Source organism: Mycobacterium sp. E136 (assembly GCF_001666865.1).
Classification (GTDB): Bacteria; Actinomycetota; Actinomycetes; order Mycobacteriales; family Mycobacteriaceae; genus Mycobacterium.
Genome location: NZ_LZJE01000225.1, coordinates 1 through 23,357 on the forward strand (window position 1 = coordinate 1; position 23,357 = coordinate 23,357).

The window sequence follows — 23,357 nt, forward strand, 5'->3', positions numbered from 1 at the left end:
GTGCGTCGACGCGGTGCTCGAACGCGTAGGGGGCCGTCCCGGTGACCTTGGCCGGGCCGTCGAGGCGGGTGACGCGGGTGCCGATGGTGCGGGGTTCCAGCGCGGTCATCGCTGCGCTCCGTTTGTCAGCGCGGCGAGTGTGGCGACGATGGCGCCGCGCGTCAGCTCGACCTTGAACTCGTTGCCGGACAACGGCTGCGCCTGGTCCAGCTCCGCGTCCGCCGCTCGACGGAACGTGTCCTCGGTGGCGAGCGCGCCGACGAGCGTCTCTTCGGCGCGACGGGCTCGCCACGGTTTGTGCGCGACGCCGCCGAGCGCGATACGGGCGCTCCTCACGGAACCGCCGTCGACGACGAGCTCCGCGGCGACGGACGTCAACGCGAACGCGTACGAGGCGCGGTCGCGCACCTTGCGGTACGTCGAGCGAGCACCGGACGGCGGCGGCGGAATGTCGACCGCGGTGATCAGAGCGCCCGGCGGCAGTTCGGTGTCGCGGTCGGGGCGGTCACCGGGCAGCCGGTGGAATTCGGTCAACGGGACACGGTGCTCACCGGAGCCGTCGACGAACACGACCGACGCGTCGAGGGCGGCCATTGCCACGGCCATGTCCGAAGGGTGGACCGCCACACAGTGTTCGGAGGCGCCGAAGATCGCGTGATAACGGACGTAGCCGCCGATCGCCGAACAACCGTCGCCGGGGTTGCGCTTGTTGCACGGCGTCGTGACGTCCTGGAAGTAGACACAGCGGGTCCGCTGCAACAGGTTTCCCGCGGTGGTGGCGAGGTTGCGTAACTGACCGGACGCGGCCGACAGCAGGGCGCGGGCGAGCACCGGGTAGCGGCTGCGCACCACCGGATGCGCGGCCAGATCGCTGTTGCGGACGTCGGCGCCGACGCGCAGGGTGCCGTCGGGCAACTGGTCGACGTCGGTGAGGGGTAGGTGGCCGACGTCGACGACGAGGGACGGCTCGAGGATGCCGAGCTTCATGTGGTCGACGAGGTTGGTACCGCCGGCGAGGAACACGGCGTCGGGGCGGTCGGCGACGGCGGTGACGGCGTCCTGCACGCTGGTGGCGCGGTGGTAGTCGAAGGGGATCATCGGGCGGCCTCGCTGATGGCGGCGACGATGTTGGGGTAGGCGGCGCAGCGGCAGAGGTTGCCGCTCATGCGTTCGCGGATCTCTTCATCGGACAGTTCGGGCGTCTGTTCGAGCTCCACGGTGACGACGCTGGGCTGGCCGGCTTTGAACTCATCGAGCATGCCGACGGCCGAGCAGATCTGACCGGGCGTGCAGTACCCGCACTGGAAGCCGTCGTGGTCGAGGAAGGACTGGGCGACCGGGTGGAGTGCGTCGCCGTCACCGAGGCCGGACGCGGTGACGATCTCGGCGCCGTCATGCGCGACGGCGAATGCCAGGCAGGTGGTGGCGCGGCGACCGTCGAGCAGGACCGTGCACGAACCGCACTGGCCGTGGTCGCAGCCCTTCTTGGGCGCGGTGACGCCGAGGTGTTCGCGGAGCAGGTCGAGCAGGGTGACGCGGTTGTCGACGGTCACGGCGTGCTCGGTGCCGTCGACGCACACGGTGATATCGGTGAAGTGGGCGGACTCCATTGCACGCAGGTACCCGTGCCGGGCCTGGTGAAACGGCCGCGGGTGTCACTCCTCGTGCGGTTTCCTGCCGAGGATCTTTTCCAGCTCGTCGGTCAGATGGTGATGGTGGTGGCGCTTGGGCCGCGAGAAGTCCAGCCCCACGTGTTCCGGACCGTAGGTCATGGCGCCGTTCTCGAGGGTGCCGACGACCATGTGCTCACAGGGCAGGCGATACATGACGCCGCCTTCGGCGTTCGTCACCCACTGAATCTCTTTCTCGTCAACGCTCTCGCCGCATTCCGGGCAGGTGACTGTGGTCATCGCTGGCGTCCTTCCGCTGTCTTCACGGCTGAGTCTGGTGTTGGCCGGACACCGGCGACAGTGACGAAAGGCCTCCCCAAGACGCCGAGAGTCACAAGCCGGAAGAGTGCTCCGCACAATGGACGCATGTCCCCGCAAACGTGGAACCTGGATCCCTCCGACGGTGAGTTGACGATCCGCACCGGCGTTGAAGGCCGTGCGGCAAAGATGGGTCATCGCCTGACCATCGCCGTGAACACCTGGCATGCGACGGTGGGGTGGTCCGACGGCGAACCCTCCGAGGCGACGTTGACCGCGGAGGTCGACTCGCTCGAGGTGCGCAGCGGCGAGGGTGGCGTGACGCCGTTGACGGGTCCGGAGAAGGCGCTGGTGCGGTCGAACGCGCTGAAAGTGCTGAATGCGAAGCGGTTCCCGCGGATCGAGTTCGAAACGAGCGGCATCGAGAAGACGCGCGACGGATACCGTCTGACCGGCACGCTGCAGATCAACGGCAAGACGCGCGACCAGGAGGTCGACCTGACCGTGCAGGACATCGACGGTGTGTGGCGCATGTCATCCGAAACCGAAGTGCGCCACTCCGACTTCGGCCTCAAGCCGTACTCCATGCTGATGGGCTCGATGAAGGTCGCCGACGCTGTGACCGTCGCATTCACCGCGAAACGAAATAGCCGGTAACCTGGCGCACTGAGGAAATCGCCTGTGCTGCTGCGACATCGGAGTCGCCGGCGATACCCGCTGCGGGGAGCGGGTTACGTAAGACGGCGTTGCGGGAACACCACTGGTTGCTGCGCTGGTGTCGAAAAGAGAAAGGATGGCATGTGAGCTCCCCGAAGGGCGGTTCCCGTCTGGGCACGCGATTCGGGCCGTATGAGCTGAAGTCTCTGATCGGCGTCGGCGGCATGGGCGAGGTCTACCGCGCGTGGGACACCGCAAAGGAACGGACCGTGGCCATCAAGCTGCTACGTCCGGATATGGCGGCAGATCCCAACTTTCAGGAACGCTTCCGGCGCGAGTCGCGCGTCGCGGCGCGCCTGCAGGAACCGCACGTCATCCCCGTTCACGACTTCGGCGACATCGACGGTGTGCTGTACATCGACATGCGCCTGGTCGAGGGCGCCAGTCTGAAGGAGTTGTTGCGGACCAACGGCCCGTTGCCGGCGACGCGCGCGGTGTCGATCATCACGCAGGTGGCGTCTGCGCTGGACGCCGCGCATTCGAACGGGCTGGTGCACCGCGACATCAAGCCCGAGAACGTGCTGCTGACCCAGGACGACTTCGTCTATCTCGTCGATTTCGGCATCGCCCACGGTGGCGGCGAAGCGACGGTGACCAAGACCGGCCTGGTGATCGGGTCGTGTGCGTACATGGCGCCCGAACGCATCAGCGGCGAGCGCGGCGGCCCGGCTTCCGACATCTACTCGCTGACCTGCCTGCTCTACGAATGCCTGACCGGTCGTGCGCCGTACGACTCCGGCGATCTGCGCGAGATCATGGGGGCGCACCTGTTCTCGCCGCCCCCGAGGCCGAGCATCATGCGCCGCGGCATCAGCCGGGCGTTCGACGAGGTCATCGAACGCGGGATGGCGAAGAAGCCCACGGACCGGTTCGCGAGGGCCGGGGAGCTCGCCAGGGCCGCGGCGGCCGCCACCGAGCAGGCGCCGCCCACCACCCCGGTCGCGCCGCCTCCGCCGCCGGCGCCGTCGACGCGCCAGTTCTCGGCCGTCGACCCGAACCCGGTGAGCACCCGCCATCAGCCGGCGTACGCGCCGCTGCCGCCGCCACCGGCGAACCGCAAGCGCTTCACCCCGACGCAGATCGGCCTGGTGGCCGCGACGATCGCGCTGTTCACGGTGGCGATAGTGCTGGCCATCGTCCTGGTATTCAGCAACAACGACGGAGGTTCGGCGCCGCAGACGCGGCTGGCCGCGCCGCCGTCGACCACCACCGAGACGACGTCCCCGTCCACGACGGAGACGACCACACCGTCGACCACCACGACCACGACGATCCCGACCCCGACCACAAGCGGACCGCCGATCGCCGGCGTCTCGGGCACCGATTCGCAGGGGTTCATCGGGCACACCACGCGTTGCGAGTCGGGGAGCACGCCGGTCGCCGCGATCCGCACGTCGCAGTCGCTGGCGGTGATCTGCGAGACCGGCCAGGGCACGTACCAGTACCGCGGCGAGCGTCTGCGCGACGGCGCGAACGTCCAGCTCAACGCGCAGAAGATGGGCGGCGGGTTCGTGGCCACCAATCCGGCGGACGGGGCACGCTACGACGTGCAGCCCGGCCTGCTGACGATCTCGAGCAACGGCAAGGTCGATTCGGCCGAACCGGCGCTGGAGTACGGCTCCGCAGCCCGCTAACCGGCGATTTGTGTGCATTTACGCGCGCTGAGCGCTCGTTTACGCACACAAATCGCGCAGGTCGGCTACCGTTCGGCCAGGGACACGTCTCGGATCGGGGATCCACATGGACAACCGCAAGTACGCCCGCGAGAGCGAACAGGCTCGCAGACAGGAAATTGAACAGGACGCCCGCCGGCTCCGGGAGTTCGAAACCTTCTCCAAATTCTCCGACAACGACCTACGACGCCTGGTCGAAGCGGCGCACCGCACGTCCACCTCGGGGCCGTGGCCGCTGATCCAGGAGCAGACCCCGTCGGACGCCTGCTACATCCTGCTCGACGGCGAGGTCGGCGTGTACGTCGGTCACAACCGCATCGCGGTCGTCGGCCCCGGCGAGGTGATCGGCGAGTCGGTGCTGCGTCGCGGTTCACTGCGCAACGCGACCGTGACGACCACGGGACGCGCCGAGGTACTGCATATCAACCGCGACGACCTGGCCCGCCTGGTCGATGAGATGCCGGCGCTGCGCAAGGCCATGGACGAGACCGTCGCCCGTCACGCTCCGCAAGCCGCCGCTGAACAGAGCTGACCGAACCTAACCTCCCTCATGGTTTGACGCGAGTGTCAACCCGGGTACGCCGCGTCTATGGAACGGCTCAGTGCGTTCGACGCGACGATGCTCTACAGCGAATCATCCAGTGTCCCACTGAATGTCTGTTCCATCGCCTGCCTTGACACGTCGACCGTTCCCGGTGGCTACGACTTCGAGCGAGCCCGCGACCATCTGGCCACGCGGTTGAAGGCACTGCCTGAACTACGGGCAAAGCTCGCCAACAGTCAGCTCAACCTCGATCATCCGGTGTGGGTCGACGATGACGATCTGGACCTCGAATACCACCTGCACCGCATCGCCTTACCCGCACCGGGCGGGCGCAACGAATTGGTCGACGTCTGCTCACGGATCGCGGCCGCACCGCTCGACCGCAGCAAGCCGCTGTGGGAGATGTGGGTGATCGAAGGCATCTCCGAAACCGACCCCTTCAGCGGCGGCGATGTCGCACTGCTGATCAAGGTGCACCACGCCGCGGTGGACGGGGTGTCGGCGGCCAACCTGATCAGCACGCTGTGCGACCTCGAACCCGACGGCGCGGCACCCGAACCCGTCGAGGGTTTCGGCGGCGCGAAGCCGTTCGAGATCGCCGCCGGCGGATTGGTCCGCGCGTTCATGCGTCCGCTGCAACTCACCCGGGCGGTGCCCGCGACGATGCAGACACTCGTCAGCACCATCACCCGCGCGCGCAGTGGCAACGCGATGGCCGCCCCGTTCTCGGCTCCGGCGACGGTGTTCAATGCCGAGATCTCCTCGGACCGCATCATCGCGGTGGCGCAGCTCGAGCTCGACGACGTCAAGAAGGTGAAGAACGCGTTCGACGTCAAGGTCAACGACGTCGTCATGGCGCTGTGCGCCGGCGCACTGCGCGAGTACCTGCTCAAGCGCGGCGAGCTTCCGGACAAGCCGCTGATCGCGGTGGTCCCGGCGTCGGTGCACGACAAGTCCGACCGGCCCGGCCGCAACCAGCTTTCGGGCTTCTTCAACAACCTGCAGACCCACATCGAGGATCCCGCCGAGCGGCTGCGCACCATCGCCGAATCCAGCTCTCGCGCAAAGGCTCACAGCGCCGACATCGCTCCCACGCTGCTCGCCGACGTCACCCAGGCGCTGCCCCCCGCGCTGTTCGGGATGGCGATGGACGTGCTGTCCCGCACGCCGCTCAAGCGCGCGGCGATCCACAACGTGGTGATCTCGAATGTAGCTGGGCCGCAGGACAAGCTGTACGCGATGGGCGCCGAGATGAAGGCGCTCTATCCGCTGGGTCCGATCTTCCACGGCTCAGGCCTGAACATCACGGTCATGTCGTTGGGCGGCAAGCTGAACATCGGGATCATCTCGTGCCGGAAACTGGTCAACGACCTCTGGGATCTGGCCGACCGCTTCGAGACCGCGCTCGACGAGCTACTGGCCGCCTGCTGAGCGCTTCGCGGGCTTGATAAGCCACAGCGCCAGGACGATCGCCGCGATCGGACCGACGGCCATGATCAAGCTCAACGTATGGATCGCGTCGACGGCGTTGTGCGGCGCCTGCTCGACCACCAACCGCGCCTGCTCGGGGTTCACCAGCTGCGCGCCGTGACCGCCGTGCACGGTCAGCAGCGCCTCGCGCGTCTCGTCGCGCGTGATCCCCGAGTGCGACAGGTCGTGCGCGCTGTCGGTGAGGAACAGGTTGATGCCCACGAGCGCGAAAAGCGCGGGCCCGAGCGAGTATCCGCCCTCGTTGACCGCGCTCTTGACCGCCGACACCGCGCCGCCGAGATCATCGGGCGCGCTACTCATCATGATCATGGCTTGCGGCGTCGTGACCAGAGCGCCGCCGACCACGATCAGCGCGGTGGTGACGAACACCGTCGTGCGCGTCGTGTCCAGGTCGTAGAACCGCATCGTCAGCAACCCGCCGAGCATGACCATAAGCCCGGTGATCATCACGGCTCGGGGACTGAACCGGTTCGCGGTGGGTCCGGCGGAGGTGGCGGCGACGGCGGCCAACGCGGTGGCGGGGATCAGCAGCAGGCCGAACAGCTCGTGCGACTCCTTGCGGATCGTGACGAGATAGAACGACAGCAGCACCATCGATCCGCCGAGCACGATGTTGAACATGACCCCGGCGGCGACGGCCGCGTTGAACCGGCCCGTCCGGAACACCCGCATGTCGAGTGCGGGATCGCTCGTGCGCAATTCCTGTGCGACGAAAACGCATCCGGCCAGCAGGCCGACGCCGATCGCGACCAGACCCACCGCGTTGATGCCGGTCTCGATGCGCGAGACGCCGAAGATCAGCCCCAGCAGGGCGACGGCGAACAACGCCATCCCGAGCACGTCGAGGCGACGCACCGCGCGCACCGTCTCCGGCACGAACCGCCACGTGACGAGCAAGCCCACCGCGCCGACGATCGGAACGACGAAAAAGCAGGCGCGCCAACCGATCGCGTGGCCCAGCATCCCGCTGATCGCCGGCATCGGCGTGGCGACGGCGTAGCCCACGCCGAAGTAGGCGGCGATCGCCGCGGCCCGCCGCCCCGGCGCGAATACCGCGTTGGTGATCGCGAGCGAGAGCCCGATTAGAAACGCCGACATCACGCCCGCGCCCGCCCGCGCGATGATCAGCACGACCGGCACGGGCGACACGGCGGCGAGCACGCTGAACGCGATGGCCCCGGCCATCCCGAGCAGGTACATACGCCGCATGCCGTACAGGTCGCCCAGCGCGCCGGCGCTGAGGACGGCGGCCGCCATGGTCAGCGTGGCCAGGCTTGCGACGAACGTGGAGGTGGTCCCGCTGATTCCCAGGCCCGTCGAGATGAGTTGCAGGTTGGCCGAGAAGGTGGTCGGGTCGCCGATCGCGATGGCATAGCCGAGGCCCATCGCGATGACCGTCATGACAGCGGCGAGCCCCGATACCTGACGCTGCTCGGCGTCGACACGAGTACCGTCCGGCACGCGCGGGATGTTACCGGCGAAGAAGCGCCGCCATCACCTCTTTCGAGGGGACCGTCGCGGCGGTCAGCGCTATGGTGTGCCGCCCGACGGGCACGTGAACAACCGGACCGGTCGGCTCGCCGTCGAGCAACACCGCGATATCTGGGGGCAGCGCCGCCAGTTCGACGCGTGTGACCGTGTCGGTCGAGACGTCGATGGTCGACGTGTCCAGCGACGCCAGCCCGGCCCTGGCCACGTCGACGGTGATGCCCGCGACGCCGGTGAGTTTCAGCGTCAAGAAAGGTATCGGTTCGACGGCTGCGCCTGTGCGCCACAGCAGTTCGGTGTAGAGGCCGGGGGACAGGTCGAGGTCGGGTTCCACGCCCCGGTGGCGCCGGATCGTCCGGGTGGGGTCGGGGCGCGCGTACGACCGCGCGTCGACCGATGCGACCGCGCCACGCTTGTCCGCCAGGCCCGGATCGGCCTCTAGATCCGAGATCCACCAAACATGTTGCGGGCCAAGGCCGAGATCCGGCCGGACGAGCTCCGGATACCAGGCATAGGTGATGTGTCCGGGATCGGGTTGGCGAAGCCCCGTGCCCATGTGGGCAATCGGATCGTCGAACTCGTCGTCGAGGACCCACGTGAGGTGGTCCTCGAAGGGGTAGACGGTGAACCGGTACCGGTAGCCCAACCGGTCCAGCTCGAGCACCTGTGACAGCACGGAGGCGATCGGGACGAGCTGGTCGAGCACACCGTGGGCGATGACGAACGGAAGCCATCGGGCGTTGGGCAGTAGCTCCCAGGTGTCGCCCGCGCGGGCGCAGTGGGAGTTCGGATCGAGGTTTCCGGGGACGTCGACGTTGGGCAGGAGTCGCACGCCGCAGACCGGAGGCCCGGCCAGCACGACGGCTTGTGCGAACACTTCCGGGTAGGTCAGTCCCAGTTTGTACGCCGCGTAGCCGCCCATGGAGTAGCCAGAGACCACCGTGCGGTTCGGATCGGTGCCGAGCTGTTCGGCCACCCGCGCCCACACCTCCCACACGTCGAGCTCACCTTCGTCGAAGTACCAGCACGACGGTCCGCGGGCCAGCGGTGTGACCACCACCGATTCGCGGTCCTCGCAGACTTGATGGAGTAGCCGCGGGTCGATCGCCGCGAACTGGTTCTGGCCCAACGCAAGTGAGTGCAGCAGCAACGTCAGCGGTAGCGTGCGGCCGGGCGTATAGGTGGAGGGCAGACAAACCGAGTACGGCTGCACACGGCCTAGAAACTGCGGGTCGGTACTGAAGATGTTCGTCTTCGCGACACCCTGGCCCAGCTCGACCGACGAGACGTACCACCGGGTCGATGTCCCACGCACGAGCGGCTCGTCGGTGGTGACGCGATCGGCGAGTCGGTCCCACGCGAGCGCCACGGAGAATTCAGTGACGTCGCCGTCGCTGAGCGCGGCGGCTTGTGCCTGATCGGACCAGAAGTTCAGGTGCGCCTTCTCCTGCTGATGAGTGCGGAAGGCGACGTTGTATACGTTCGGCTGGCCGGGCCGCGCACCGCGAGTGGCGGGCACGTCGGCGAACGCGTCGCCCGTGTCGTCGGCCAACCCGGCGGCCAGGCGGACGGTCCAGGTGCCTTCCGGTTCGACCAGGTTGCGGGGCACCTTGGCGAGGAAAGACCGGGACTGCATGTCGACGACGTGTTCGACCGGCGTCGACGACTGCGTGGTGAGGTCGATCAGCCGTGCGCCTTTGGCCGAAATGAGCAGGGCGGTGTCGATTCCGGCCGAGGTGACTCCGGCCTTCGCGGGCCACTCGTTGGTGGGCGCGGCGGTGCGGTCGGTGTCGAAGGCGAACAGCGCTATAGGGATTGACGCGTCGAGCAGGGTGTTCCAGTCGACGCGCCACCATGTGTGGGTGTCGGTGAGCCCGATCGCGACGCGGAAGATGTCGGCACCGTTGCGGGCCGCGGGTCCGTCGGGGTAGACGTAGGTGCCGCGCGGGGGCACCAGTCCACCGGTCGGGATGTCGACGAGCAGACCGGTCGCACCGTGGTCGTCGTAAAGGAAATCGGTCCAGAAGAACGTGCCGTCGGCGTAGCGGCCGGTGCCGCAGGTACGGGGGAAGTCTTCGCCGAATGGCCAGCCGTCCGGTGCGGGGAGTTTCGGTTCAGGACGCAGTGCGGCGGCCGGCACGCCCTCGGGCATGCCGTTGATGACTTTGAGGTCCGGTGGCGGACCGGCATCCGGCGGTTTGACGGCCTTCAAGAGGGATTCGGCTGCGCGGACTCCGATGCGAACGGGTAGCAGCGCCAGGTCGATGAGGGACATGACCCCAACGTAGGAGGAGTGCGGCGGACCGCGGGGACTTACGGCCCGACTCTCAGCAGGGCGCCTTGATCTGAAAGGGCATCGTGCGCGACTGGCCTGGGTGCTTCCCGTCGGCGCCGACGAGGGTGCCGGAGATGGTGTAGACGTTGCCGCTGGTGGTCGCTTCGGCCTTACCGGCGTCGCCGCCCAGCGAGCCGTTGATCTCGTTGACGTTCTCGATGTTGACCGTCCGTACCACCGGCTTCTCGCCACCGAGCTCCAGGAACACGCTCGCGCTACCCGTCTTCGCCTTGGCGTCGATCTGCATCGACCACTGATGCTGGGTGCACTCGACCGACTGGGTGTCGACGCCGTTGCCGTCGATGACGATTCGGCCGGACTGGGCGGGTTCCTCCGACGGCGTCGGCCCGACCAGACCGCAGCCCGAGACGACGGCCACCGTCGCCAACACCGGTAACGCACTCGACCGGATTCGCATGAGACACCTCCACCCTGGCCTCGGGAGGTTACCGCGGCCGGGCACCACCGAGGGCCGTCATCGTCGTTTCGCCAGGAAACGGCCCGGGTAATAAAGCCGGGTGTCAGGCGGTCCCGCGCCAGCATGAGCTTCAAGGGCGCAGTCAACGAGGCCACCGAGAGTCGAGTGGTCCAGTTCTTCGCGCGTGCCGGATATCCGGTCAGCGGGACGCTGCACCTGCTCGTCGCGTACACGATCGTGCGGATCGCAATGGGCTTCGGCGGTGAGGCCGACCAGTCCGGCGCCCTGGCGACACTGGCCACCGAGGGCGGTGGGACGTTCTCGCTGTGGATCGTCGCCGTCGGCCTGATCGCGCTGGCGATGTGGCGGTTCGCCGAGACGGTGCTGGGTCTGCATCCGGGCGAGAGCACGGAGGCGCACAAACGGGACTCTCCACTCATGAACCGGCTCAGGGCCTTTGGGTTGGGTCTGGTTTACTGCGCGGTCGCCTTCACCGCGATCCAGACCGCGTTGGGCGCGAGAAAGCGCGGCAGTGAGCAGACCGCCGGCTTGAGCGCGAGGCTGATGCAGTCCGACGGCGGCAAGGCGGTGTTGGTGCTCGCGGGGTTGTTCGTCGCGGTGATCGGGGCCTACTTCGTGCACAAGGGCGCGTCGCGGAAGTTCCTCAAGGACCTCACGGTGCCATGTGGCCGGCTGGTCACTGTGCTGGGTGTGTGCGGTCATGTCGCCGAGGGCGCAGTCCTTTTCGCGGCGGGCATGTCGATCGTCGTCGCGACCTATGTCAGCGATCCGACCAAGTCGACGGGCCTCGACGGCGCGGTCAAGGCGCTCGGTCGCGCGCACTACGGTCCGGCGATCCTGATCGTCGCCGCTGCGGGCTTCGCGGCGTACGGGCTGTACAGCTTCGCGCTGGCCCGCTACTCCCGCATGTGACGTTTCCGGTCCAGACCGGTGAGGTATCCGGGCGGAAGTCGAGCCCGAGGAGGAACAACGTGAGCGCAGCGGACAAGGCGAGGAACAAGGTCGACAACCTCGCCGGTAAGGCGAAGGAAGCGGTTGGCAACCTGACCGGCGACGCGCGCACCCGCGACGAGGGCCGCAGCGACCAGGCCAAGTCCAACTTCAAGGACGCCGGCGAGAAGATCAAGGACGCGTTCAAGAAGTAGCACCGGGTTCAGTCGTAGATGACGGCCATTCCCCGGCGTCGGAGGTCCTCGAGGCCGTCCAGCATGGCCTGAATCTGCTCGGGGGTGTGTCCCACCCAGTCGGTGATCTCGCCGACGACCTTCACCGGTTCGCGAGTGCGATAGGACCGTGTCGGGTTGCCGGGCAGCTTCTTGTCGGTGACGTTGGGGTCGTCCTCGACCTCGCCCAGTGGTTCGACGATGTAGATGCGGCCGCGTCCCTCGCCGGCCGCCAGCTCGGCGCCCCAGGTGGCGGCGTCCAGAGTTTGCGTGATGTAGACGTGGTTGGAGATGCGCCCGACTTCGAAGTTCGACGGGCGCCCGGGCACCAGCAGATCACCCACAGTGAGGTCGGCCTTGGTGCCGTGAAGGTAGGCACCAGACTCGTGGACTTCGAACGGTTTTGGCGGGTTCGACACACTGCTCCTTCGTCCGTGGTGTACGTGGCCGGACGATTGTGCAGCAGGTCATGGGCCTTGCCGCAAGCCCCACCCCCTGACGTAAAGTGAGAGTGGGACGACATTCGCAGGGTCTGTCCCCCCAAAAAGTCCCTCCGCAGCGGAAGCGTCGTCCAGGCGACGGGCTAAGTTGAATTCCCCTGCCGCGGTGCTTATTCGGGCTTCTCGAAGTGCTGGTAGTCCTTGGGAGTTTCCCAATCGCCGCCCCATGTCCAGCCGTGGTCGGTGAAGATCTTCACCGCGGGGTCGCCGTCGTGCAGCAAGCCAGGGTCGATACGGCTGCGGTCGAGATAGGCGCCGGCGGTGGCCGGCTCGAGGCCGCCGCTGTCATCGATGTACGGGTTGATGAGCGGATTGATGTCGATGGCACGGCCGTAGGCGTGGAAGGACCAGTTGCCCGATCCGGGGATGCCGCGGCAGCTGAACGCCGACGTGTTGTTGTCGCGCATCGACAATTCGTCTTCGGCGCCCGGATAGTGATCGGGCGTCTGCATCTTCTGGATCGGATAGCGCGCTTCGCGCAGTTGCTCGAAGATCTCGATGACCTCGGGCACCAAGTCTTCGTGTACGACCAACTCTCCGCGATGGGTCTGGGAATCCATTCCGAGATAGTCGATTTCGACGCGCCGCAGCCGCTCCGGAGCCAGAGGGCAACCGGGACGCCAACTTTCGCCGAGGTCGGCGGCGGTGACGGGAAAGACATGGGCAGATGCCGGTGTGGCCGGCGGGGGAGGAGGCGCGCGGTGGGCTGCGGCGCGGTGGTCGTGCTCGGTGGCGGGGTCGGCGCGGCTGGCGGCGGCGAGGACGTGCACTGCACAAGCAGCGCGGCCGCCGCGGCGATGGCGGCCAGCCTGGTGATCGCGACGATACGACCGTAGTTGCCCACGGCCGGATCGTACTGTGTCCGGCAACGGATTCAGGGCAGATAGAAGCCGCGGATCCGGTAGAAGCGTCCGCGACCGAGCAGGGCGTTGGCGGCCTGCAGTCCGGACATCACCGCCGCCTCGATGCACCCGGCGTTCATGCCGCAGTCGGTCCAGTCGCCCGCCAGCACGAGGTTGTCGTAGCCGCTCTCGTCGGGACGCAGCCGGTGTTTGTCCGATCCCGGCACCGATTGCACGTAGCGGTCGGACGGATCGATGTTGACGCTGACGTGTTGGGTGGCCAACGCGTCGGGGCCGCGATGCCCGTTGACGCCGCAGAGCAGATGCCACGCGAAGCCGTCGGCGGTCGTCGCACCGGGTAGGTACAACCCAATGTGGTGATCGAGGTACCGGACCGCTGCGGCGTGTACGGCGTCTCGGCTCCGGCGGACATAGTCGTCGTGAGGCTCGCCGACGGGCCACTGGGCGTCGAAGGCGCCGCAGAAGTAGGCGACGGTCGCGGGCCGATCGTCGGCGGGCCAGTCCTCGGCCCACAACGTCTGCGGCATCGAGGCCCAGGTGTCAAACGGGGGAATGTAGGCGCTGGTGGTCACCCCGGGTCGGGGCCACCCGAGAGTCGGTTCGTCCGGTCGCAGCCAGATCTGAAACGCCTGGGTGGCGACGGTGCGCACGTGCTCGGTCATCGCGCGCCATTCGGGCTGATCGTCGATGAGCTCTTCCGCGACGAGTTCGACCATGCTCAGCGACATCGCCAGCACGACATGGTCGAAATCGGTTCCGCGCCGCAGCACCCGCCTCTCGACGTCGCCACGGTCGCCGAAATGTGATTCCAGCGTGTGCATTCCGGTCCGCGCCTGCACCTGGTCGGCGATCGGCTCGCTGGGAAACACGGGCAATTCGCCCACCCGGATCAACGGGTGGTACTCATCGACACCTCTAACCAGCGCGAGCTGCCGGCCCATGGTGATCGCCTCGATGTGTCGTCGTGAGTCGTCCAGATGCAGCCGGTCGACCCGATGAAAGAACTCGAAGCGCACACCTCGCCGGCGCAGCACCTGGTAGATGGGTGCGATCACGATCTCGCCCATCCCCGCAGTCATCTTCCAGAAGATCGCACCCTTGTACTCGAAAAGAACCAAGCCCGTGAGGAATACGGCCAGCCCCGCCGCAAACGCGGGCCGCTGCGGGTCCCCCTCGGCATAGCCGAAAACAAGGTCGTAGAGGCCGCGGATCAGCGGGAACTCCAGCACGTCGGGGTGGGCGCCGTGTCGCAGGATCCACTGGCCGAAGTCCTCGTCATTGATGGCGCGGAAACCGCGGGGGTCGGTCACGAGATTATCGACGATGAGACCGCGCACCACCGCCACGACGAGCGAGACCAGAAGCCAGGACCGCTTGTGGTCGGGGCGATGCTCGCAGTCGAGTGTCCGGCCGATCGCGGCGACGGCGTCGTCGAGCAGCTGCGTTCCCGAAGACCCGGTTTCGAGGGCGACGGTGAGCACCGCGAACGCCGCACGCTGCACCGACTCGATCGCGGCTTCGGTGGACGGAAGGTGCGGAGAGGTCGAGAGGACGAGCCCGACCGGTTCGGTGTCGCGCAACGAGCGGGTGAAGTCGACGAGCAGTTGTGCCGCCCGGCTCAGGAACCCGACGGCGGTGATCTCACGCCCGGCCGAACCCGGCTCGCCAGGCAGCTCGTCGTTGCGGGTGAACGTGCCGAGCCAGGTCAGCCAGTCGTCGCCCCACCGGTCCGTCAGCCCCAAGTTGTCGGCGGGTATCAGCGCCTGGTCCCAGGTGTGGATCGGACCGGCGGGATCGGTTGTGGCGCGGTCTAGTTCGGTGTAGCACTCGCGAAGAAGGCCGAAGGCGTTCTCGTACGAACCGAGCCAGATGTGCAGTCCGTGTTCCTCGATGCGGCCGTGCGGACCTCTGCTCGACGCGGCCTTACCGCCGAGCCGCCAGCCGCGCTGGTAGACGGTGATCGAGTCGAACCGGTTCTGCCAACCTGGCTCGCTGAGCCGCCACGCCGCGCTGAGACCGGCCATGCCGCCGCCGAGGATGGCGACCTTGCCTCCGGGCCGTTTCACGCCAGCAGGGCTCGCGCCCGGGCCAGCTCGGGCCATGTGCTGTCCGGCGCGAACCGCGCGACGACGTCGGCAAGGATTCCGCGCCCGGAGCCTTCGTTCAGCTCGTAAATATCGGCGGCAGCACGCAATTCGAAGATCACGGCGCCTTGGTTGCGTGCCAGTGTGAGAGCGTCCTGTAGGCAGCGGTCTCGGGTTGCGGCGTCGTCTTCGGTGTGTGCCCGCAAGCGGTACAGCTCGGCGTCGTAGAAGTGCACGTCGGTGTCGGCCGCCAACTGCAGCGCGGCGTCGAGCCGCGCGCGGGCTGCGTCGGTCCTGCCCGCGGCGGACAGGAGCCTCGCGACGATGCTGTCGTAGAAGGTGAGGAACATCCGCACTTCCGCTGCGCGCCAGGCTTCGACGAGCATCGTCATGGTGCCGATGTGCCGTTCCAGCGCGGCAGGCTCGACATCCTCGGCGGTCAATGCCCGCAACCCGTCGACGGTGCACTGCTGAGTCGCGGCGATCAGTGCGAACGCGTCGAAGCCGTACCGTTCGGCGTCGGCGGCCATCGCCGCGACGATCGCCGCGGCCCGGTCGAGGTCACCCGCTTCGATGTACATCCACGCCTCGTAGCTCCGCGCGTAGGCGGCGCTGTACGGGCCCTGCGGGAAACCCAGGTGTTCGACGCGGCGGGCGGTGCGGTCGAACTCGGCTTGCGCTCCGGCGAAATCACCCATCACCAGCCGGGCGGCGGCCAGATGGGTGTAGATCGAGGCCAGCGGTTCGTTGGGGGTGAACCAGTGCGCCTCGTCCTCGCCGGCGCCGATGTCGGTGCGGGCCGCGACGGACTCCAATCCCTCCCTGGCGGAGAGGAATTGGCCCCGATACCACGCCAGCATCGCGAAGCCCGCGTCGTTGTTCACCAGGAACCACGCGACGTCGCCCTTTTGGCCGGCGCGAACCGCCGTGAGCACCTGTTCGGCGCGTTGCAGGTCGGCGCGAGTGGCGAAGTAGCCGTACAGGGCCGTCATCGTGGTCAGAAATTCCTCGGTGAGGTCGGTGCCCACCACCTGCAGGCAGCGTTCGAAGTCGATCGCGGCCTGTGCGCTGGAGGTACCCTCCACCGCTGACGCGAGAAAGCCTCGACGGAGCCGGATCTCGACTTCCCGCCGGTCGCGGTGGCCGCCGGGTGTCATGCGTTCGACTCGGGCGATCGCTTCGTTGAGGAAGCCGAGGGATTCTCCGAGCGCGCCGCGGCGCCGGGCGTCGGAGGCGGCCTGCTGGTAGGCCGTCGCCGCGTCGTCGAACCGCTGCGCCTCGTCGTAATGCCGTGCGACGAGCCGCCATTCGGGCCTTCCGTCGGCGGAGCCAGCGTCGAGGGCGGCCGCGATCCGGCCGTGCAACGTCCGTCGGACGCTCGGCGGTGACAGCTCGTAGGCCACCTCGCGGAGGAGTTCGTGGCGGAACCGGAAGGTGTCCGCGCTCGTCCGCTCGATGACGCGGGCATCCTCGAGGGCGCCGAGGACGTCGTCGACGTCGGCCTCGGGCAGGTCGGTCGCCGAGAGCAGCAGTTGGCGGTCGAACTCTCTGCCGATGGTGGCCGCGGCCTCGACGGTCGGCACGGTGTTACGGGTTGCGCGCAACCGTGACAGCAACGACTCGTACAGCGCATCGGGGACGTGCCCGTTCTGCCCTGCCGACAGCGGTACGCGGTCGAGCGCCGTGACGACTTCCTCGACGTACAGCGGTACCCCGTCGCACCGCTGCCGCACGGATCGCCGCACATCCGTCGACAGTTCGGGGGCGAGCGCACCGATCAATGCGTCGGTGTCGTCGTCGGTCAGGGGTTTGACGTCGAAGATCTTGACGTCGCCCACGCTGGGCAGCTTGGTGGCGTCGCGCGCGGTGATCACCACGAGCAGACGGCCGAGGCGGGCGCTCAGGATTCTGTCGACCACATCAACGGTCGACGGATCGAACCAGTGCAGGTCTTCGATGATCAAAAGGCCGGGACCCTGACCGGCGCACGCGATGAGGTAGTCGTAGACGCTCTCGGCGATGTCCTCGTAGAGCTTGCCGCCTTCGGCCTTGGCGGCTTGGTAACCCGCCTCGGCGGCGACGCCGAGAACCGGGGCCAGAAGGGGCAGCGTGGTCGACGGATCGCGTCCGAGTCCGGTGATCTCCTTCTCGAGCAAGCGCAGCCGTTCACCTTGTTCGGTGAGTCGACTGATGCCGCAACGGCGTTCGAGCAGGTCGCGAATGGGCTGGAGGCCCGCGGCGGTGTGGAAGGGTGAACCGAAGATCGTGATGACGGTCGCTCCGGATTGTTCGGCGAGGTTGACCGCCGCCTGGGCGAGACGGCTCTTGCCGATGCCGGCCTCGCCGACGAACGCGACGCCTACCGTGTCGAGGGTCCCCGCTCGCGCCTGCTCCCAAATCTGCTCGAGATAGGCCAACTCCTCGCGTCGGCCGACCAACGGCCCCAGGGGCGTTCGCGTCGGCATCGCCCGTTCGCCGAGCACCTCGTGGTGCGCGACGGGCTCCTCGATGCCCTTCACGGGCTGCGGAGGTCGCGACGTGAGCTCGAAGGTGTCGCGGATCAGGGGTTCGACGGCGTCGCTCACCACGACGGTGCCCGGCGGCGCGATGCTGGACACCCTGGCGGTCAGGTTCGCGGCGAATCCGTAGACGTCGTCCTGGCCGGTGTCGAGGTACACCAGCCCGCGGTGAACTCCCACGCGGACACTCACTTCGACGCCGAAGCGTTCTCGCGCCTGTGCGCTGAGCCGGGCCACGTCGCGGGTGATGTCCAGCCCGGCCTGCACGGCACGGCGGACGTCGTTCTCGTGCGCGCGGGGATAGCCGAAGACCACGAGCAGGCCGTCGCCCTTCGTCGAGCCGATGTGCCCTTCGTAGCGGTCGACGATGCGCTGCACCTGATCGCGGTACTTGCCGACGATGATGCGGTACGCCTCGGGCTCGATGCGGGTCGAGAGCACGGTGGAGTCGACGAGGTCGCAGAACAGCAGCGTCAGCCGGCGCAGTTCACCGCCGGTCGTCGGTGCGGCGAGGAGGTCTTCGGCGTCCGGGTTTCGGTGGTCGACGGCCAACACCCGCTCGGCCAACGATGTCGCGGTCGCCCGATCACCGCGGTTGATGGCTTGGACTGCTCGATCAAGCAATTCATCGACCGCTCGCCGGTGATCGCGTTCGGTCACAGCTCGATGAACACCTTTACGATTTGGTCGCTCTTGCCATCCGGATAGCCCACCCGAACGTCGCCGAAATAGACCGAGCCGGGCAGTCCGGTGGCGTCGACCTTGATCTGGAAGGTCACCTCGGTGGGCCCCAGCGTGCCGAGCGGCCTCAGCTGTGAATCCCTTCCGGCGTCGGGTACGAAGGTGATCCGATCGTCCGGTATGGAGTGGTAGCCGTTCGACAGCGGTGTCGCCAAGCCGAGATGACGCTGAACTTCGACCCGTATGGTCGGAAACTTCTGCGAGTGTACGGTGCGGTTGGGCGGCGGCGGCGCGGCGGCGGCGCCCGCTGAGCTCGCTGAGCTCGCCGAACTCCCCGAACGCGCGGAGCCGCAGCCACAGTCACCGACGGGTGCGCAAACCTTCTGTGACGAACAGCAATTGAGGGCGGCGGTCGTGAAGGCGAGGCTGCCCTTGATGGCGACATCTACGAGTTGTTGGATCGTGGCGGTGCAGTCGTGGGGTTGCGGGCATTGCGGGTTGGGCTCGCCGACGTCGATACGACCGACTGGTCCGCGGGCAGAACAGCTGCAATTCATCAGTGCCCCTTGGGTTGCGGGGTTTGGCTCAGCATGAGACCAAGAATGCGCCACGGGTCGGTCGCCATCCGCGCCGACACCTTGGCGCCGAACTCGGCCATTTCAGCCGGGTCGAAACCGCATTTGGCCCAGTGATTCACCAGTCCGGCGTATTCGGTGGATACCTCGGTGACGCAGCTGGCCCACAGGTCGACCGCTTCGGTGACGGACGGAGGGAAGGATGGCTGGCACCCGCACGGCGCCGGCGCGGCCGCCGAGGCGCAGACTGTCGGGTCGATCGGCTTGGCGGGCTTGCCGGTCGGCACAGAAGCCGTGAAATCGACGAGGCCCGACGGCGGGTTCAATGCGCAGTCGATGAGCATGTTCTCCCCGATGGAGGCGTATCCGCCGATGACGGCGAACATGATGGTGGCGAGCGGCGGCACGCCTGCGAACTTCACCTCCTTCAGGGTCCTGATGCGCACGCCGCGTTCTTCCTTCTCGAAGCTGATGTAACCGCGGTCGAGGAGTGTGAAGCCGTCGTCTTTGGTGCTGGCCCGGTTGTCGTCGATGTCGTAGTTGATGAAGGCGCCGTCGCCTTTCTCGCCCTTCCAGTATTTGATCGCCGTCCGCAGTTGATAGCCGGGAAGAACGCCGCACAGGGTGCTGATGCTTTCCAGCACCCTGCTCCACCCGTAGCTGTCCGGGGACTTCGGTATGGGGCTCATATCGCAGAAGAAGGGACAGCAGTTGTCCCAGTTGAGCGGGTCGACCACCTTCTTGACTTTGTCGACAGTGAGCCGGTCTCTGAAATAGCTGACCTTCAGGACTGCATACTCGCCACACGCGTCCCGCCGGACGCGGTACCTGAACTCCACACTGCGCACATACGACAGCACCGCTGCACTCACCAGGCCTTGCTCCACCGCGGCTTCGATGACTCCCACGAAGCTGGGGCGGCCTTGGAGGTCGGAGTCGAACAAGTTGAGCAATTGCTGCCCGCCGGACTCCGAGACGGAACCGGTCTCGCCCGGAACGGCCACCGAGAGTGCACTGGCAAACAATTCACGTTCTTCGTCGGTCTGAGAGGACAGCTGCCAGTGAGCGCCGATGACGTACAGGAGCCGGGCCATCTCGACGGGTCCGATGCCGACTTCTTCTTGAACTGCGACGGTACTGCGCATCTCGGCAAACTCGCGTAACGCCTCTCTGCGCGAGGGGAATTCGGTTTGATCGGGGTCGACCGAGAGTCGGCGCACGAACTGCCGGATGTCGCTGAACCAGCCTTGACGTCCCGGTCCCGTGGTGCCCGGCAGGAACGCCTCCACTGTCTCGGTGACCTGGGGGTCGTCGCGGGCCACCACTGTGTCGTCGAGGGCGCCATAGAGTGCGAGCAAAGAGTGAAGGGTGGCCATTCGCGTCTCCTCCCCCCTGGGGTGCGCTTAGCATACCGTCCATCGCCTGTTCGAGCAGGCTATTGCCGGGGAGGTAAAACGGCTTATGACCCGCACGTTTGGCGAGGAGGGCAGCCTCGGCGACCTTCCGTGGGCGTCAGTATTCGACCCCGCCGCCAATGCCCGCGCGCTGAGTGCGATTCAGGCGGAGGGGTTCCGGGCGGCCAGCCAGATCGTCGACAGGTTCGTACGCCTCGCCCCGACCGACGGCGAGGCGGCGACGACGGAACCGCGTCCGGGGGCGCCCGATCTCGAGCAGCTGACGCGCGCATGGTGGTCGGTGGCCGGCCAGTTCCTGCTTGGCGGAGGGCGGGCTCGCGAGGTCGAACTCGATCTGTCCAGTCCGGGAGGGCAGCAAGGCGTCGTCCTGGAGTCGGCGATACCGGGCCGCGCGGAGACGGTGGTGTGGGTGCACAACCGCACCGATCGCGATTTCGGTCGAATCCAGTTGCGGTGCAGCGACCTCCTCGCGCGAAGTGGCGCGCTGATCAGCGCGCGTGAACTCACGTTGGACCCGTCAATGGTGGAGATGCCACCGAGGTGTAGCCGCGGTATCGCTGTGGCACTGCAGGTTTCAGACTTGACTCCGCCCGGGGTGTACCGCGGAACGATGCTCGTCGATGCCGACGACAACTTGTGGCTTCCGGTGGTTCTCACGGTACGGGCACCGGGCCCATGACGAGCACGGCCGACCGGGCCGATCTGGTGTCGTCCGTCGACGAGCGGTTGCGTGAGGTGGCGCGCACGGTCCGGCGTTCGATGTTGGATGCGTTACCTGATGGGGAGCCGGGCCGTTGGCTGTACGCGCCGATGCGCGAATACCCATCCCGGCCCGGTAAGGCGTTGCGTCCGGCGCTGTGTTTGGCCGCGAGCCGGGTATTCGGCGCCGACACCGACGACGCGCTCGGCGTCGCGGTGGCGATCGAGTTGCTGCACAACGCTTTTCTCGTGCACGACGACATCGCCGACGGCAGCGAGATGCGTCGAGGCAGGCCGACGTTGGCGGCGGGCTACGGGATGGCGGCGGCACTCAACGCGGGTGACGGGTTGGCCATCGTGGCGGGACAGGTGCTGCGGCGGGCGACCCGTCGGCTGGATCGCGATCTCGCCGACCTGGTGTGGGCGGAGTTCGACACAATGGCGATGCGCACGCTCGAGGGCCAGGCGCTCGAAGTGGGTTGGCAGGCCGACGGTGTGGAGGATCTGGGGCCGTCGGACTATCTCGAGCTGATCATGCACAAGACATGCTGGTACACAACCATTCACCCGTTGCGGGTCGGTGCGATCGTCGGATCCCGGGGCACGGCGGATCTCGTACCGCTGGTGCGGTTCGGCTTCCACTTCGGCGCCGCGTTCCAGATCCGCGACGACCTGCTGAATCTCATCGGGGACGAACGCCTCTACGGCAAGGAGATTCTCGGCGATCTGTACGAGGGCAAACGGACGCTGGCGCTGCTGCATCTGCTGTCTGTCGCGCAGGGCAAAGACCGTGAGTTCGTTCGGGATTATCTGCGGCTACAACGCTTCGAGCGAACCCAGGAGCTGGTGCTGCGGGTCCGCGCTCTGATGGACGAGTACGGCAGCATCGAGTTCACCGGTCAGTATGCCGAAGGCATTCTGCTCGTGGCCGAGGAGTATTTCGAGCAGGCGTTCGCCGGTGCTCGCCCCGGTCCCGATCTGGACTTCTTGCGTGCCCTGGTGCCGTACGTGTGGGCGAGGTGGCGTTAGCGCCCGGTGCTATGCCGCGGGCGTGGGCGGAAACGCCGCATCGTCCTCGAGGGCGCCGCGGTAGGCGTGTACGCGTCCGGGGATCGTGCTGAGCACCGCGACGGTACGCCCGCCGCGCCCGTACGCCGCGACGAACTCCCACTGGTCGAGGTCGCCCTCGATGATATCGACCGCATCGTGATCGGCTGGCAAACCCAGCATCTGGAGTTTCACGTCGTACTGGTCCGACCAGAAGTAGGGAATCGCGTCATAGCTCTCGGCGTGCTGCGGACCGGCCAGCAGCGTCTGCGCCGCCGCCTCGCCCTGGCGGTTGGCGACGTCCCAGTGTTCGATCCGCAGATGGCGTTCGTAGCGCGGATGCCACCACCGCGCCACGTCACCGGCGGCCACGACGCCGCGAACCCCCTCGGCGGTGCCCGTTGCGTCGCAGAGCACGCCGTCGTCGATGCGCACTCCGGAGCCCTCGAGCCAGTCGGTCGCGGGCGTGACGCCCAGGCCGATGACGACGAGGTCGGCCTTGACCCGGGAACCGTCGGTCAACCGAAGGGCCTTCACCTTGCGCCTGCCCACGAATTTCTCGACGCCGACTCCGAGTCGCAGGTCGACACCGTGGCGCCGGTGCAGCTCGGCCCAGTGCGGCGCCAGCTCTTCGCCGAGTGCGGACAACAGCGGGTTCGAACCGCGTTGAATCAGCGTCACATCCAAGTCGAGCGCGCGGCAGGTGGCCGCCACCTCGACCCCGATGAAGCCGCCGCCGACCACCGCGACACGAGGACGAGAAGCGAGCCGTTCCCGGATGGCGAGGCAGTCGTCGACCGTCCGCAGCATCATCACGCCGTCCGGCACCGGACCGCCCGGCCACTCGCGAGGAACGGCGCCGCTGGCGATCACCAGCCCGTCGTACCGCAGCGACAGCTCGCGATCCTCGTCTTGAACATGGACGGTGCACGACTTGTCGTCCAGCCCGACCGCCGAGGCCCCCCGCAGCACCCGGGCGTCGAGGTCGAACTGCGGCGCCATGTCGATGCCCGCCCGATGGATCTCGCCGGACAACAGTTTCTTCGACAGCGGTGGCCGGTGGTATGGCGGTTGACGCTCGTCGCCGACGATCGTCAGTGCGCCGTCAAAGCCCTTCTGCCGCAGCGTCTCCGCCGCTCGCACACCGGCAACACCGGCGCCGACGACGACCACGTCTCGCAGTCCCGTCGCCATGG

21 protein-coding genes are annotated in these 23,357 nt (G+C 67.4%); 8 read left to right on the forward strand and 13 right to left on the reverse strand.

Features of this window, described 5'->3' with window-relative positions:
* Window positions 1–105 precede the first annotated feature (105 nt).
* The 3 genes from A5698_RS14905 to A5698_RS14915 are packed head-to-tail and all read right to left on the reverse strand — an operon-like array spanning window position 106 to window position 1,910.
* Complete coding sequence (locus A5698_RS14905; protein ID WP_068298227.1) at window positions 106–1,098, reverse strand: FAD binding domain-containing protein; 993 nt, start codon at window positions 1,096–1,098, stop codon at window positions 106–108.
* Window positions 1,095–1,610 (reverse strand): 2Fe-2S iron-sulfur cluster-binding protein, encoded by a 516-nt coding sequence (locus A5698_RS14910; RefSeq protein ID WP_068298230.1) that lies wholly within the window; start codon window positions 1,608–1,610, stop codon window positions 1,095–1,097. Before A5698_RS14910 ends, A5698_RS14905 begins: the two co-directional genes overlap by 4 nt.
* Before the next feature lie 45 nt (window positions 1,611–1,655).
* Complete coding sequence (locus A5698_RS14915; RefSeq protein ID WP_068298233.1) at window positions 1,656–1,910, reverse strand: hypothetical protein; 255 nt, start codon at window positions 1,908–1,910, stop codon at window positions 1,656–1,658.
* Window positions 1,911–2,036: 126 nt separating this feature from the next.
* Between A5698_RS14915 and A5698_RS14920 the strand changes: the two genes are divergently transcribed.
* From A5698_RS14920 to A5698_RS14935, 4 genes are all read left to right on the forward strand, one after another.
* Window positions 2,037–2,585, forward strand: a complete 549-nt coding sequence (locus A5698_RS14920; protein WP_068298235.1) for a YceI family protein — start codon at window positions 2,037–2,039, stop codon at window positions 2,583–2,585.
* Window positions 2,586–2,728: 143 nt separating this feature from the next.
* Window positions 2,729–4,279, forward strand: coding sequence for a serine/threonine-protein kinase (locus tag A5698_RS14925; protein WP_068298238.1), 1,551 nt, complete (start codon window positions 2,729–2,731; stop codon window positions 4,277–4,279).
* Window positions 4,280–4,385: 106 nt separating this feature from the next.
* On the forward strand, window positions 4,386–4,850 hold the full coding sequence (locus A5698_RS14930; RefSeq protein WP_067090252.1) for a cyclic nucleotide-binding domain-containing protein: 465 nt from the start codon (window positions 4,386–4,388) through the stop codon (window positions 4,848–4,850).
* Window positions 4,851–4,907: 57 nt separating this feature from the next.
* Entirely contained in the window at window positions 4,908–6,293 is a 1,386-nt protein-coding gene (locus A5698_RS14935) for a WS/DGAT/MGAT family O-acyltransferase (protein ID WP_068298242.1), read from the forward strand.
* Here the strand turns inward: A5698_RS14935 and A5698_RS14940 are convergent.
* From A5698_RS14940 to A5698_RS14950, 3 genes are read right to left on the reverse strand one after another with little or no spacing between them, the layout of a single operon-like run.
* Window positions 6,276–7,814 (reverse strand): MFS transporter, encoded by a 1,539-nt coding sequence (locus A5698_RS14940; RefSeq protein WP_231967417.1) that lies wholly within the window; start codon window positions 7,812–7,814, stop codon window positions 6,276–6,278. The two genes, A5698_RS14935 and A5698_RS14940, sit on opposite strands and share 18 nt — an antisense overlap.
* Window positions 7,815–7,824: 10 nt before the next feature.
* Window positions 7,825–10,116 (reverse strand): alpha/beta hydrolase-fold protein, encoded by a 2,292-nt coding sequence (locus tag A5698_RS14945; protein WP_068298245.1) that lies wholly within the window; start codon window positions 10,114–10,116, stop codon window positions 7,825–7,827.
* Window positions 10,117–10,168: 52 nt separating this feature from the next.
* The gene (locus tag A5698_RS14950) at window positions 10,169–10,594 is read right to left on the reverse strand and encodes a lipoprotein LpqH (protein WP_068298249.1); all 426 of its coding nucleotides are present in this window, start codon (window positions 10,592–10,594) and stop codon (window positions 10,169–10,171) included.
* A gap of 123 nt (window positions 10,595–10,717) precedes the next feature.
* On the opposite strand from A5698_RS14950, the gene A5698_RS14955 reads away from it, so the two are divergent.
* Window positions 10,718–11,527, forward strand: a complete 810-nt coding sequence (locus A5698_RS14955; RefSeq protein WP_068298252.1) for a DUF1206 domain-containing protein — start codon at window positions 10,718–10,720, stop codon at window positions 11,525–11,527.
* Window positions 11,528–11,586: 59 nt separating this feature from the next.
* Window positions 11,587–11,760 (forward strand): CsbD family protein, encoded by a 174-nt coding sequence (locus A5698_RS14960; protein ID WP_068298255.1) that lies wholly within the window; start codon window positions 11,587–11,589, stop codon window positions 11,758–11,760.
* 8 nt (window positions 11,761–11,768) lie between these two features.
* Here the strand turns inward: A5698_RS14960 and arr are convergent, their stop codons facing one another.
* The 6 genes from arr to A5698_RS14990 form a co-directional block, all read right to left on the reverse strand.
* On the reverse strand, window positions 11,769–12,197 hold the full coding sequence (gene arr, locus A5698_RS14965; protein ID WP_068298259.1) for an NAD(+)--rifampin ADP-ribosyltransferase: 429 nt from the start codon (window positions 12,195–12,197) through the stop codon (window positions 11,769–11,771).
* Window positions 12,198–12,388: 191 nt separating this feature from the next.
* Window positions 12,389–13,048, reverse strand: a complete 660-nt coding sequence (locus A5698_RS14970) for a M15 family metallopeptidase (RefSeq protein WP_353651820.1) — start codon at window positions 13,046–13,048, stop codon at window positions 12,389–12,391.
* 104 nt (window positions 13,049–13,152) lie between these two features.
* The gene (locus A5698_RS14975; RefSeq protein WP_084792458.1) at window positions 13,153–15,165 is read right to left on the reverse strand and encodes an FAD-dependent oxidoreductase; all 2,013 of its coding nucleotides are present in this window, start codon (window positions 15,163–15,165) and stop codon (window positions 13,153–13,155) included.
* Window positions 15,166–15,203: 38 nt separating this feature from the next.
* Window positions 15,204–18,404 carry an ATP-binding protein gene (locus A5698_RS14980; protein WP_068298265.1) on the reverse strand — a complete coding sequence of 1,067 codons (3,201 nt, stop codon included), beginning with the start codon at window positions 18,402–18,404 and terminating at the stop codon, window positions 15,204–15,206.
* On the reverse strand, window positions 18,401–18,640 hold the full coding sequence (locus A5698_RS14985) for a hypothetical protein (RefSeq protein ID WP_067287206.1): 240 nt from the start codon (window positions 18,638–18,640) through the stop codon (window positions 18,401–18,403). The genes A5698_RS14980 and A5698_RS14985 overlap by 4 nt, the downstream gene beginning before the upstream one ends.
* 341 nt (window positions 18,641–18,981) lie before the next feature.
* Window positions 18,982–20,376 (reverse strand): hypothetical protein, encoded by a 1,395-nt coding sequence (locus A5698_RS14990; protein ID WP_068298268.1) that lies wholly within the window; start codon window positions 20,374–20,376, stop codon window positions 18,982–18,984.
* Between the two features lie 85 nt (window positions 20,377–20,461).
* Here A5698_RS14990 and A5698_RS14995 point away from each other — a divergent pair, with 85 nt between their 5' ends.
* A complete protein-coding gene (locus A5698_RS14995) occupies window positions 20,462–21,094 on the forward strand; it encodes a hypothetical protein (RefSeq protein WP_068298271.1) in 633 nt (210 codons plus the stop codon).
* Window positions 21,091–22,143 (forward strand): polyprenyl synthetase family protein, encoded by a 1,053-nt coding sequence (locus A5698_RS15000; protein ID WP_068298274.1) that lies wholly within the window; start codon window positions 21,091–21,093, stop codon window positions 22,141–22,143. The genes A5698_RS14995 and A5698_RS15000 overlap by 4 nt, the downstream gene beginning before the upstream one ends.
* Before the next feature lie 9 nt (window positions 22,144–22,152).
* On the opposite strand, the gene A5698_RS15005 is transcribed toward A5698_RS15000, so the two are convergent.
* Entirely contained in the window at window positions 22,153–23,355 is a 1,203-nt protein-coding gene (locus A5698_RS15005; protein WP_068298276.1) for an NAD(P)/FAD-dependent oxidoreductase, read from the reverse strand.
* Window positions 23,356–23,357: the final 2 nt, after the last annotated feature.

What these genes read in the sequence shown, in the direction of transcription:
- A5698_RS14905 (WP_068298227.1), bottom strand. Translation starts at nt 1,098, where the DNA reads ATGATCCCCTTCGACTACCACCGCGCCACCAGCGTGCAGGACGCCGTC.
- A5698_RS14910 (WP_068298230.1), bottom strand. Translation starts at nt 1,610, where the DNA reads ATGGAGTCCGCCCACTTCACCGATATCACCGTGTGCGTCGACGGCACC.
- A5698_RS14915 (WP_068298233.1), bottom strand. Translation starts at nt 1,910, where the DNA reads ATGACCACAGTCACCTGCCCGGAATGCGGCGAGAGCGTTGACGAGAAA.
- A5698_RS14920 (WP_068298235.1), top strand. Translation starts at nt 2,037, where the DNA reads ATGTCCCCGCAAACGTGGAACCTGGATCCCTCCGACGGTGAGTTGACG.
- A5698_RS14930 (WP_067090252.1), top strand. Translation starts at nt 4,386, where the DNA reads ATGGACAACCGCAAGTACGCCCGCGAGAGCGAACAGGCTCGCAGACAG.
- A5698_RS14935 (WP_068298242.1), top strand. Translation starts at nt 4,908, where the DNA reads ATGGAACGGCTCAGTGCGTTCGACGCGACGATGCTCTACAGCGAATCA.
- A5698_RS14945 (WP_068298245.1), bottom strand. Translation starts at nt 10,116, where the DNA reads ATGTCCCTCATCGACCTGGCGCTGCTACCCGTTCGCATCGGAGTCCGC.
- A5698_RS14950 (WP_068298249.1), bottom strand. Translation starts at nt 10,594, where the DNA reads ATGCGAATCCGGTCGAGTGCGTTACCGGTGTTGGCGACGGTGGCCGTC.
- A5698_RS14955 (WP_068298252.1), top strand. Translation starts at nt 10,718, where the DNA reads ATGAGCTTCAAGGGCGCAGTCAACGAGGCCACCGAGAGTCGAGTGGTC.
- A5698_RS14975 (WP_084792458.1), bottom strand. Translation starts at nt 15,165, where the DNA reads ATGGCCGGTCTCAGCGCGGCGTGGCGGCTCAGCGAGCCAGGTTGGCAG.
- A5698_RS14990 (WP_068298268.1), bottom strand. Translation starts at nt 20,376, where the DNA reads ATGGCCACCCTTCACTCTTTGCTCGCACTCTATGGCGCCCTCGACGAC.
- A5698_RS14995 (WP_068298271.1), top strand. Translation starts at nt 20,462, where the DNA reads ATGACCCGCACGTTTGGCGAGGAGGGCAGCCTCGGCGACCTTCCGTGG.
- A5698_RS15000 (WP_068298274.1), top strand. Translation starts at nt 21,091, where the DNA reads ATGACGAGCACGGCCGACCGGGCCGATCTGGTGTCGTCCGTCGACGAG.
- A5698_RS15005 (WP_068298276.1), bottom strand. Translation starts at nt 23,355, where the DNA reads ATGGCGACGGGACTGCGAGACGTGGTCGTCGTCGGCGCCGGTGTTGCC.